The sequence below is a fragment of the Streptomyces sp. NPDC050448 genome (genome assembly GCF_040655295.1).
Lineage (GTDB): Bacteria > Actinomycetota > Actinomycetes > Streptomycetales > Streptomycetaceae > Streptomyces.
This window is the reverse complement of record NZ_JBFAJR010000057.1, coordinates 23,071-34,417: the sequence shown is the minus strand read 5'-3', so window position 1 is coordinate 34,417 and position 11,347 is coordinate 23,071. Positions and strand designations below refer to the sequence as shown.

General features: G+C 69.5%; 10 protein-coding genes and 1 pseudogene. 9 read left to right on the top strand and 2 right to left on the bottom strand.

Annotated elements, in window-relative coordinates; all coding sequences use genetic code 11:
- Nucleotides 1-154: 154 nt before the first annotated feature.
- Nucleotides 155-1,900: an ABC transporter substrate-binding protein gene (locus AB0I68_RS36620; RefSeq protein ID WP_363181730.1), complete on the bottom strand. Its 1,746-nt coding sequence runs from the start codon at nt 1,898-1,900 to the stop codon at nt 155-157.
- 212 nt (nt 1,901-2,112) lie between these two features.
- Here AB0I68_RS36620 and AB0I68_RS36615 point away from each other — a divergent pair, with 212 nt between their 5' ends.
- The 3 genes and pseudogenes from AB0I68_RS36615 to AB0I68_RS36605 all read left to right on the top strand — a co-directional run.
- A complete protein-coding gene (locus AB0I68_RS36615; RefSeq protein ID WP_363181729.1) occupies nt 2,113-3,378 on the top strand; it encodes an alpha/beta fold hydrolase in 1,266 nt (421 codons plus the stop codon).
- A 46-nt stretch (nt 3,379-3,424) separates the two neighbouring features.
- Nucleotides 3,425-4,612, top strand: a complete 1,188-nt coding sequence (locus AB0I68_RS36610; protein WP_363181728.1) for a M6 family metalloprotease domain-containing protein — start codon at nt 3,425-3,427, stop codon at nt 4,610-4,612.
- Between the two features lie 315 nt (nt 4,613-4,927).
- Nucleotides 4,928-5,310 (top strand): annotated as a pseudogene (locus AB0I68_RS36605) (transposase); the annotation flags it as partial.
- Nucleotides 5,311-5,617: 307 nt separating this feature from the next.
- Here AB0I68_RS36605 and AB0I68_RS36600 read toward each other — a convergent pair.
- Nucleotides 5,618-6,190, bottom strand: coding sequence for a hypothetical protein (locus AB0I68_RS36600; RefSeq protein ID WP_363181727.1), 573 nt, complete (start codon nt 6,188-6,190; stop codon nt 5,618-5,620).
- Between AB0I68_RS36600 and AB0I68_RS36595 the strand changes: the two genes are divergently transcribed.
- From AB0I68_RS36595 to AB0I68_RS36570, 6 genes are all read left to right on the top strand, one after another.
- Nucleotides 6,157-6,993 (top strand): DnaB-like helicase C-terminal domain-containing protein, encoded by an 837-nt coding sequence (locus AB0I68_RS36595; RefSeq protein WP_363181726.1) that lies wholly within the window; start codon nt 6,157-6,159, stop codon nt 6,991-6,993. The genes AB0I68_RS36600 and AB0I68_RS36595 overlap by 34 nt on opposite strands.
- Nucleotides 6,994-7,029: 36 nt before the next feature.
- Nucleotides 7,030-7,503, top strand: a complete 474-nt coding sequence (locus tag AB0I68_RS36590; RefSeq protein WP_363181725.1) for a hypothetical protein — start codon at nt 7,030-7,032, stop codon at nt 7,501-7,503.
- 115 nt (nt 7,504-7,618) lie between these two features.
- Complete coding sequence (locus AB0I68_RS36585) at nt 7,619-8,599, top strand: hypothetical protein (RefSeq protein WP_363181724.1); 981 nt, start codon at nt 7,619-7,621, stop codon at nt 8,597-8,599.
- Nucleotides 8,600-8,767: 168 nt separating this feature from the next.
- Entirely contained in the window at nt 8,768-9,325 is a 558-nt protein-coding gene (locus AB0I68_RS36580; RefSeq protein WP_363181732.1) for an aminotransferase class I/II-fold pyridoxal phosphate-dependent enzyme, read from the top strand.
- Between the two features lie 293 nt (nt 9,326-9,618).
- Nucleotides 9,619-10,290: a DUF4097 family beta strand repeat-containing protein gene (locus tag AB0I68_RS36575; RefSeq protein ID WP_363181723.1), complete on the top strand. Its 672-nt coding sequence runs from the start codon at nt 9,619-9,621 to the stop codon at nt 10,288-10,290.
- Between the two features lie 131 nt (nt 10,291-10,421).
- The gene (locus AB0I68_RS36570) at nt 10,422-11,222 is read left to right on the top strand and encodes an alpha/beta hydrolase (RefSeq protein ID WP_363181722.1); all 801 of its coding nucleotides are present in this window, start codon (nt 10,422-10,424) and stop codon (nt 11,220-11,222) included.
- The last annotated feature ends 125 nt before the right edge of the window (nt 11,223-11,347 follow it).

Sequence of the window (11,347 nt, the reverse complement as noted above, 5' to 3'; positions counted from 1 at the left end):
TGTGGGGGGCGGGGTGGGGTATGGTCGTGCTGAGGGCCGCGGGTTCCGGCTTGCCGTTCGGCTCCCCCATTCGGTCGTCGCGCGGGGACGCCCCGGGGCGGGGTTCCGCTCGGGCACCCGGGCCCCGGGGCAGGCGTCCGTAGTGTGAGCCCTCTCATTTTCCGGTCTTGGCGGGATCCTTGAGGCCGACCGTGGCGTAGTCGAGCTGGCCGCCGAAGGAGGTGTGCCCGAAGGCGCCGGCGATGTTGGTGCCGAGCAGCAGGGGCATGCGCTCGATGACGACGGGTGCCGTCGGGGCCTTGGCGAGGATCTGCCCGTCCAGTTCCTGCCATGCCTTGTTGGCCTGCTGGGCGTCGGTCATGGCGGCGATCTCGTCCATGCGCTTCATGGTGGCCTCGTCGCGGAAGAGCGAGTGGTTGCCGGAGTTGCCCTTTTCCTTGATGTAGCGGCCGTCGAACACGAAGGGCAGGAACGTGGAGCCGGAGAGGTAGTCCGGGCACCAGCCGGTGTAGACGAGGTCGGTGCGGTTCTTGGTGTCACCGATGGTGTCGTAGAAGGCGGACGGGTCGACCGTCTCGATGGTGACCTTGATCCCGGCACGGCCGAGAGACTGCTGGATGGCTTCCGCGACCCCCTTGTCTCCGTTGGAGACGGTGATGGTGGTGGCGAAGCCCTCGGCCTTCCCGGCCTCCTTCAGCAGCTGCTTCGCCTTCTCGACGTCACCGGTGGCGGGGATTCCCAGGGTGTCGGGCTGCTTGCCGCCGAAAATCGGGCCGGGCATGAGGGCCGTGGCGACATCGCCCAGGGCCGGGCCGCCGGAGGCGGTCTGGATGGCCTCGCGGTCGAGTGCGAACTGGACGGCTTGGCGGACCTTGACGTTGTCGAACGGCGCACGGCCCGTGTGCATCTGCACCATCTCGGTGCAGTTGGTGGACTCGGCCAGCAGGCGCGCCTTGACGTCGGTCTTGGTGAGCACCTTGGGGGTGCTCTCGGGCCGCAGCTTGCCCCAGGGCACGGCGGAGGCGTCGGCGCCCGATGCGGCGATGAGCCTGTCGTCGATCTGGTTGGCCCGCAGGCCCACCGTCACGACCACCTTGTCCGGGTAGGCCTTGCGGACCTGGTCCGTACCCGGGTCCCAGTAGGTGTTGCGGACCAGCACGAGCTGCTTGTCGCGGTCGTAGGTCTCGATCTTGTACGGGCCCGAGGAGAACGGGCGGCTGTCGTACTGGGGGCCCTTGTCCTGCGCCGCGGGGACCGGAGCGAATGTCGGCAGCACCGTCGCGTAGGGGAACTCGGCGAAGGGCTTGCGCAGTTCGAAGACGATCGTGTGGTCGTCGGGGGTCTTGACGGAATCGAGGTGCTTGCCCTGCGCCGGGCCGCGGTAGCCCTCGGCGTCGGCGAGGTAGCGGGCGGCATAGTCGGGGCCGCCGGGCAGATCGGGGGAGAAGGACCGCTCCACGTTGTACTTGATGTCCTGGGCGGTGACCGGCGAGCCGTCCTCGTACTTCAGCCCCTTCTTGAGCGTGAAGGTCCATGTCTTGGCCCCGTTGGAGGAGACGCCGAGGTCCTCCGCGAGGTCGGGTGTCAACTCCCCGCCCTTGGCCCCGGGCTCCGCCTTGTACGTCACGAGGGTGCGGTAGAGCAGCCGCGTGCCGAAGTCCATGTCGCCCACGACCCAGTTGCGGGCCGGGTCGAGGTGGCTGAAGTCCTGGTTGGACAGGACGGTCAGGGTGCCGCCCTTCTGCGGAGTACCCCCGATCACCGCTCCGGTGTTGGCCGTCGCGGGGTTCCTGCCCGCTCGGCCGCCGTCGGCCTTCCCGTTGTCGGAACAGCCGGCGGCGCCGAGGGCGAGGGTCGCCACAAGCGCGGTGGCGAGGGCGGTGCGGGTGCGCTTGTCCATGAGTGGTCTCTCCGGGGGCAGTGGGACAGCCAGAGCGGCTGGAGCGTGACCGTAACTTAGTTATGTGACATTGCACTCCCAAGATGTCGATAGGTCATAACGCGGCGTTATGCGTATGCGGAGGCTCCCCGGAACACGGGCTCCGGACCAAGCTGATTGCGCCAGGCCACACCTCGCTCTGCGGCCGTCCTTCCCAGCAGTGAAAGGGATTCATGAACCCCGCGTACGCGACCGCCGACCATGTCTTCCGCGTCCCTCTGGACCACCAGGCCCCTGGTGGGCCGGCCATCGAGGTCTTCGCCCGCGAGGTCGTCGACCCGGCTCGGGTCGGCGAGGAACTGCCTTGGCTGCTCTACCTGCAGGGCGGCCCGGGTGGCAAATCACCACGCCCGGCGTCCGGTTCGCCCGGGTGGCTGCCCCAGGCGCTGGAGACCCACCGCGTGCTGCTCCTCGACCAGCGCGGCACCGGCCGCTCCACCCCGGTCACCGCGCGGTCCGCCTCCCGCTTCCCCTCTCCCGCCCAACTCGCCGCGTACCTGTCCCACTTCCGCGCCGATGCGATCGTGGCCGACGCGGAACTGATCCGCCGCAGGCTGTGCGGCGACACACCCTGGGAGACGCTCGGCCAGAGCTACGGAGGCTTCATCACCCTCACCTACCTGTCCCAGGCCCCCGAGGGTCTGCGGGCCTGCTACGTGACCGGAGGCCTCCCCGGTCTCGCGGCCACCGCCGACGACGTGTACGCCCGTACCTACCCGCGCGTGCGCCAGCGGGTACTCGACTTCTACGCCCGCTACCCGGACGACGCCCCCCGCCTCCGCAGGATCGCCGATCTCCTCGCGGCCGGTGACGTCCGCCTGCCGGACGGGGACCGGCTCACCCCCCGGCGTCTGCGCACCCTCGGCCTCTGTCTCGGCATGGGCGACGGCTTCGAGCGGATCCACTGGCTGCTGGACGAATCCCTGGGCTCCGACGGAGAGTTGACCGACACGTTCCGCCATCAGGTGATGGCCCTGACCGGATTCACCGACAACCCGCTGTTCGCCGTCATGCAGGAGACGCTGTACGGCCAGGGCGCCGGGCCGACCGGCTGGGCGGCAGCCAGGGCCCTGGCCGGCTTCCCCGAGTTCGCCGAGGACGTGGACCCCCTGCTGCTCACCGGCGAAATGATCTACCCCTGGATGTTCCGGGAGGTCTCGGCTCTGCGTCCCTTCGCGGACGCCGCCGATCTCCTGGCCCGGCGCACCGACTGGCCCGCGCTCTACGACCCCGGCCGCCTCGCCGCCAACAAGGTTCCCCTCGCCGCGGCCGTCTACCACGACGACATGTACGTCGATGCCGGCCTCTCCCTGCGCACGACGCGTGAGATCGGCGCCACCCGGGTCTGGGTCACCAACGAGTGGGAGCACGACGGCGTCACCGCCTCCGGCGGCCACGTCCTGGCCCGGCTGATGGACCTGGCCGCGGGCCGCGCGTAATCCATCCCACTCCATCCCCACCCTGCCCTCGACGACGGGATCCCCCATGTCCACTCCGTCCCACTCCCGGCGCGCAGCCGCCGCGGCGGCCGCCCTCCTCTCCTGCCTGGCCGCCCCCACCACGGCAACCGCGGCCGAAACAGCACATTCCTTCGCCCCCGCCGCCGATTGCGCGCTCCCCGGCAGGACCGGCTGGACCGACGAGGGCCACGACACCGACCGCACACAGTTCCAGCCGTCCACCGGCACCCGCCGCGTCCTGACGCTGTTCGTGGACTTCCCTGACGCGCGGGCCACCGACTCCACCGATGCCTATGCCGCCCACCTCGCCCCGGCCGCCGACTGGCTGAGCACGGCCAGCTACGGCCGCCTCCGTCTCACCGTCAGCCCACTGCACCGCTGGATCCACATGCCGGCGGACTCCGACTCGTACGGATTCGCACGCGGCCTCACTTTCGAGAGCCACGAGAAGTACGTACGCGACGCGATCACGGCTGCCGATCCGTACACGGACCTCTCCCGCTACGACATGGTCTACATCGTCCCCACCAAGGCGGCGACCGCCATCTCGTTCTCCCCGACCTACCTCTACGACCCCGCCACACCCGGCGTGACCGCCGACGGCGCCCGCCTCAAGTGGGCCGTGACCTTCGGCCAGGACATGTGGCACTGGGGCCCCAAGGTCGCCGCCCACGAGACCGGCCACACCTTCGGCCTGCCGGACCTCTACTCCTTCACCGGCGCCGCCCACCAACACGTCGGCGGCTGGGACGTCATGGGCAACATCGCGGGACCCGCCCCGCAGTACCTCGGCTGGCATTCCTGGAAGCTCGGCTGGACGCGCGACGACCAGGTCGCCTGTCTGCCGGGGGCCGGGCGCCGCACGGTACTGCTGACCCCGGTGGAACGCCCGGGCGGTACCAAGATCGCCGTGCTGCGCACCAGCGAGACCACGGCGTACGTTGCCGAGTCCCGTCGCGCCGAGGGTAACGACCGGGCCGCCTGTTCCACCGGGGTCCTCATCTACAAGGTCGACTCCGCCGCCCCGACCGGCGAAGGCCCGGTCCGGATCATGAACGGCAACCCGGCCGCCACCCCGCCCGCGGGCTGCACCCCGCTCGATCTGGCGGCGTACGCGCCCGGCCAGACCTTCACCGATCCGGACACCGGCGTCAGGATCGACGTCCTCGCGGCCGGCGGAGCCGGGGACGTGGTGCGGCTGCGCAGGTCCTGAGGCCACGGTGACGCCCGGACGCGCAACGCGGGGCCGCTGCAGCACTCGCAGCGGCCCCGCGTGAGGCCGACCGTCAGATTCCGAGAGCTCGGCGCAGTCCGAGCCGGTCGGTGCCCAGTTTGGTGAAGACCGCGGACATCAGCTCGGAGACGGCCTGCGCGTCGGTCTTCCTCTCAGTGGCGATTGCCGCGTTGTCGAGGCCGATCGCGGCGTGACGGGCCTGCCGTTCTTTGAGGTGACCCCCGGAGTGTGGACACAGGGGTTCATGCCGCGAGGGAGGGTTTAGCTGTCTGGTGGTGCTGCTGTTCGAACTCCATGCGCCGCGACCTGACCGTCCTGAGACCGGACGACGAACACACCATCGAGCTACGCGTCCTCACGAGCCGCCGGGCCGACACCAACTCCGACCGTACCCGCCGGATCAACCGCCTGCGCGGCCAGCTGACCAGCATCTTCCCCGCCCTGGAACGGGTCCTGGATCTTGGCAACCTCGGCCCGCTTGTCCTGCTGACCGACTACCAGACCCCGGCCGCCCTGCGCCGCACCGGCCTCAAGCGGCTGGAGGCATGGCTGCGAACCGGAAGGTCCGCAGCCCCGAAGCCCTGGCTGCGGCCGTCATAGAAGCGGCCGAGCGCCAGCACACCGCCGTCCCCGGGGAGAAGATCACCGCGCAGGTGATCCACACCCTGGCCAAGGAGTGGGCTTACCCACGTGCTGAGGTGCCGATCATGTTCCGCGAGAACGGATGCGTCTCCAACCGATTACTGGTCGCCGCCGGTCGGTACGCCGACGACTGCGGAACACCCCCGCTCGAGCGGGGGTGTCAGATGTGATCCGCCGTCAGATGGTCACCGTTCACCCGATGGCGAGAGGGGTCAGCCGATCCGGCTCTGTCGCTTCTCCCAGGGGCGCAGGTCCGCAGCAGCCGCGCGGGGCCGCCGCGGCGTGGGCGTAGGCCCCTGCTGGGCTGGGGCCTGCGCCTGTCGGCCTTCCTTGACCGGGGGGTCAGGCGGCCGACCTCGGGTCGATCTTCCAGCGCATGTTGGTGGGCGCGTTGGTTCCGGTGAAGTGCTTGAGGGTCACGTACACATCAGGGTTGGGGTAGTTTTGCGACTGTGAAGTGATTGCCCACTGCCGGAAGTTCGCTCCGGCCGGGGTGATGGTGTAGGTCTTGGAGGTGCCGTCCTCGCGGACGATCCAGTCCTGTGCCGGACCGCCGTTGCAGTCGGTCACGGTCAGCGGGCCGTTGTCCTTCGCGTTGTCCGGCACCGTCAGACAGGCCGGGGTCGGGTTCTTGATCGGTTCGGTCTCGATGACGTAGTGGTCGCCGTACTCCTGCTTGAGTCGCCAGACCGACCCCGAGCCCTCATTGGCCAGCGGCCAGGGGTACCACACCTGGACGTACTGCGGCCGGTTCTCATTCTGGTTGTCGGTCTGCAGATAGAAGCCGGTCGAGGCGTTGCTGATGACCACCGCCTGGTCGCTCGGGGGGTAGCCGGGGCCGTTGGCTGCGGCCGGGGCGGCCGCAGCCACGCTTGCGGAGAGTGCCAAACCGAGCAGGAGAGCGGTCTTACGCATGGAACGGTCCCTTTCGTCGAGCGGCATCTGCCAGTGGCATCTGTCGTCGACATCCCTGCTCCATACGGTGGACTGCCAAAAATGCCCACCCTGGAATTACTTCGAATGAGGGAGGGGTGTTCGGATTGGCGTACGACTCGACGGCTCGCCGGTGCTGCGTCGTACCCCGCAGGCCACGCCCGGATCGAGGACCTCGTCGCCCAGGGCGTCCCCCACGACCTCGCGGACTTCACCGACGCCGTCCAAGCAGAAGTCCACGCCGCGACCCTCCTGGACCGGACTCACATTCCACCGGACCGCCCCCTCGCCGAACCCGACGTCTACGCAGCCCCCTCTACATCCAGGACGACCACTACGCCAACTTCAGCGACCTGCGCGCACACTGCCGACGCCTGCACGCCCGCCATGGCCCGGGCATGATCGTCATCGACAAGCTGCAGCTCATCCCTCACGGCACCCAGCGACGCACCTCCCGCTACGAAGAGGTCTCCGACATCTGCCTCGGCCTCACACGCCTGGCCAAGGAACTCCAGATCCCGGTCCTCGCCGTCTCCACGCTCAGCCGAGGCCCAGAACTGCGCACCGACAAGGAACCCGTGATCAGTGATCTCCGCGATTCCGGGGCCCTGGAGGACAACGCCGACCTCGTCATCCTGATCCACCGCGGAGACGCGTACGAGAAGGACTCGCCCCGCGCCGGGGAGGCCGATCTCATCAACGCCAAGCACCGCTACGGACCGACCGCAACCCTGACCGTCGCCCACCAGGACCACTATGGACGCTTCGTCGACATGTCCAACTGAGCGGTCCCACGTGCGGAGTCTCAAATTCCTGGGCCGTTGGCGGACGACGTCGGGGACAGGTTGGAGCGGAGGCCGGATGAGGAGACGGTCGTCGCCGGTCAGGGAGCGGGCGGCGAAGCCAGCAGCGTGGAAGCTGTTGGCGGGCTCGAAAGTGATCAAGGTGCGTGTGGACGCGGCCGCGGCCCGCTCGATCACACGCAGGAGTTCATCGGCCCAGCCGACGAGCTCACCGTCGCGCCCGGCGCGCTGCGCACCCGTGGGGAGGCGGAGGACCAGGCTCCCCGGGACGCCGGTGACCTGGAGGAGGAGCTGGTCGTCGCCGGGGGTGACGGCGGTGACCCTGTCGGCCCGGACCCGGGTGACGCCGACGCGCAGCCAGACCCGGGAGCGGCCGACGCTCACCATGGCAAACCCGGTGTCTTCGCGGCGGCTTCTGGGGCGGGATGCCGGTCGGGTTCATGCAGCCACGATCGCAGCCGTGTTGCCACGGGCGGGATGACCGGCGCGTGACGGCCCATCCCGCCCTGCGGACTGTCCATGAGAAATCCGACCGCCTGGCGGGAAGGATGCCGCCTGGATGGACGAGTCGCCCCCGGGCCTGCGCTTGCGCTCCTCACGTGCGGGCATGACTCGCAGCACGAGCAGCCCGTTCTCGCCGGACCTCACCGCTACCTGGAAGTTGTGCTACTGCGAGCCCCCGGAGGAGCCCGGCCCGGACGCGTTGCCGAGCTGCTCGTGGTGCCGCCGCGATGTCCGATGCGAACGCATAGCCTTCGTGGGCCATGACGCCGGCGCTTCCACGGTCGGCCTGTGCGACACCTGCCTGCTCATTGGCGGCCTGGAGCACTCCTCGCAGTACCTCGATGGCGGCGCCTTCTGGGCGTCCTGGCCGATCGTCACCGGCCTTGCCGCCGAACCGCATCACGAGAAGGGCTGCGCGTTCTGCGGGCGCACCGCCGTCGAGCCCCGCTCCTGGTGGCCCAGCCCCTACCCACAGGACCGCGCCGGCGTTCTCCTGCAGCTGTGCGACATCTGTCCCGGGCTCCTCGAACTCGCCGACGCCCCCGACAAGGAACGGTTGCGGACACGGCGGCTGCGCACTTCCTGCCGCGTCGGAATGCAGGACCGTCTCGGGCAGGAGGCCCATCTGCCCGAACCGTCCCAACCGGATCGGAAGACGAAGACGCCACGCCCCGTCCGGCTCACCGAAGCCCATCGCCAGATGCCGGAGACGATCCGCAGCTCGGGTGCCATGGACGCCCACGCCTTCGCCCGGGACGCCCGGCACAGTGTCCCGCGTCGGCGCCTGTCATGGTGGGAGAACCGCATCGCCCACCTCTTCGCTCACCGGCTCGTCACACCCCTCGCGAATCCGCCGGGAACCCACCCGCTCAACACCGTCCGCATCCTCGAGGCCGATGAGCGGGAGCTCGAGCACCGGGTCTACACATGGCACGTACCGGGCCCCGTATGGGACGAGGAACGCGTCCGCGAGCCCGTCCCGCCCGATGGCTGGCCGGAGCTGAACGCCCAGCTCACGTCACTTCGCCCCGAGCGCGACCAGCAGGCCCTCGACCTGCGCGCCCGCACGCATACCGCACGCTGACAAGCTGCTCACCGAGCGGCCCACCACGAGGACCGGGCGGCTCCGGCGGCCTTGCCGGCCGCTGGCGCTCCCGCCATCCGGAGCAGGAAGGAGCTGTTCGTTGCCCCTCACTGCCTCGTCGCCCGATCACGGCATGCTTGACGCAACCCTCGAAGGTCTTGCCCCTGCCTGCCCTACGGGAGGCGGTCTATCGGGTCCGGCCGCGCCTCGGCTGGCCTGCACCGCGTCGAAGGCGAAGAGGGTGCCGACGAGCAGGAGAATGCTCAGCAAACGGGAGAGGCTTCCCGTCACAACGACGTCGCCCACCTGGAGCGCCGGCTGCAGACCGCCGCCCCGGGCGGGGTGCGCCTGGCCGTCATCGACAGCGTCTACTCGATGGACGGCGACATCGTTCCGCTGCCCGAAATCCGCAAGGTCTGCGACGCCCACGACGCGCTGCTGATGGTGGACGAGGCCCATGCGCTGGGCGTCATCGGCGCCACCGGCGGCGGCATCGAGGAGCACTTCGGCAACACCGTACGGGTCGTCCGGCTCGGCGCGCCCTCCAAAGCGATCCCGTCGATGGGCGGCTGGGTGGCCGGCTCGCTCGAGCTGATCGACCATCTCAAGTACGCCGCCCGCCCGTCGATCTTCTCCGCTGCGCTCGCCCCGCTCAGGCGGCCGCGACCCTGGAGGCGTTGCGCATCCTGCGACGCATGCCGATGGTGCGCCGGAACCTGCCGGTGAAGCCAGAGGCTTCCTTGCGACTGGTGCGGCGCTGTGGGCGGGTTCGGTGCCGGCCATCAGGCACGCCACCCGGGCTCCTTCCGCAGTCGGGTTGCCGCGTCTTCAACATAGCGTTCACCGTCATTCGATTGCAACGAAGAGATGATTTCGTTGCGTTAATTTCGAATCCATTGCAACAATCTAGGTAAGTTGACCTGCGAGAATGCTGTTCAAGTGCAACGAAGGTGTTGAAGAATCATGAAACGCAACGTAGCTTTTCCTTCATCGGAAACGACGAGCCGAAGGAAAGAGCAATGCAGAAGTTCGACACCACCGCCCCGATCGCCGCCGTCCTGGGCATCCCCGCCGGGCGCATCCGGTTCATCGCCGCCGACCGCGCCGACACCACGGTCGAGGTCGCTCCCGCCGACGCCTCGAAGGGCCGCGACGTGAAGGCGGCGCAGGAGACCACGGTCGACTACCGCGACGGCGTCCTGCGCATCGAGACCTCGCAGGCGAACAACCGCGTCCTCGGCAGCTCCGGGTCCATCGAGGTCACTGTCCAGCTGCCCGCCGGCTCCCGCATCGAGGCGAAGGCGGCCAGCGCCGAACTCCGCGGCGTCGGACGGCTCGGAGACATCACCTTCGAGGGCTCGCACGGCTCGGTCAAGCTCGACGAGACCGCGGGCGCCCGCCTCACCCTCCTCGCCGGCGACGTCTCGGTCGGCCGCCTGGTCGGCTCCGCGGAGATCAGCACCCAGAAGGGCAACCTGACCATCGCCGAGGCCGCGCGCGGCACGGTCACCCTGCGCACTGAGCACGGCAACATCTCGGTCGGCGCCGCCGCCGGGGTCTGCGCCTCCCTGGATGCCGGCACCTCCTACGGCCGCATCCACAACGCCCTGAAGAACACCGACGGCGTCGGCGCGAGCCTGAGCATCCACGCGACCACCGCCTACGGCGACATCACCGCCCGCAGCATCTGACTCGTAGCCCTTGAGAAGCACCCGGCCCGAAGGGGCCGAGGAGAGCCCGAAGCTCGAGGCGCCGCACCTCCTACTGCGGCATCACCGTCCACCGCTCCTGATCCACCTCTGACCCTGGAAGAAGGCAAGCCATGGCCTCCATCAAGCAGTCCGCCTGGACCGGCATGGTGTCGATCGATGACACCGCACTGGCCGTGACCGACACCGGTGGGCCCGGCCGTCCCGTGGTCTACCTCAACGGCTCCTACGCCGACCAGTCGCACTGGCGGCGCGTCATCGCCGACCTCGGGAGCGGCTACCGGCACATCACCTACGACGAGCGCGCCCGCGGCAAGTCGAAGCGCGCCACGGACTATTCGTTTGCAGCGTGCCTGCGCGACCTCGACGCCGTCCTCACGGCCAGGGGCGTGGAGCGGCCGATCCTGGTGGGCTGGTCCTACGGCGCCATGCTCGCCGTGCACTGGGCCGCCCAAAACCCGGACCGCGCCCTGGGGCTGGTGTCCGTGGACGGCGCCCTGCCGCACGACTGGCAGGGCGACGCCGCCCGGGAACAGATCCGCAAGCTGTTCCGCATGATGAGCCCGCTGTTCCCGATCGCCCGCCCGCTCGGCTTGGCCGCGCGCATGAGCGCCGCACAGCACGCCGAAATCAACATCGAGGCCAACGACCTCTGCTCGCCTGCCGCCCTCAACCCGGTCTTCGACCGTCTGACCGTGCCGGCCCGGTACGTGCTCGCCACCGGCGGCAACCTGGGCGGCGACCCGAAGGTGATGGAGCAGATCCGTGGCAACCTCGATGCGGTGCTGGCCCGTAATCCGAACATCCGGGTCAGTGCGAAGGTCGCGAGCAACCATTCCAAGATCCTGCGCAAGGACTTCCGCGCCGTCGCCGACGCGGTACGCGAGGTCGCCGCCATTCGCGAACACCGCTAGGTCGGCTGAGCCAGCCATGCTGGTGTCTTGGGAGGACTGCCACGTGCTCTCGTGTACGGCGCTGCCGGCAGGCGTGCGGCTTCGCACCCCCCGCCATGCCGGACTTCACCGCGGCCGGCCCCGGC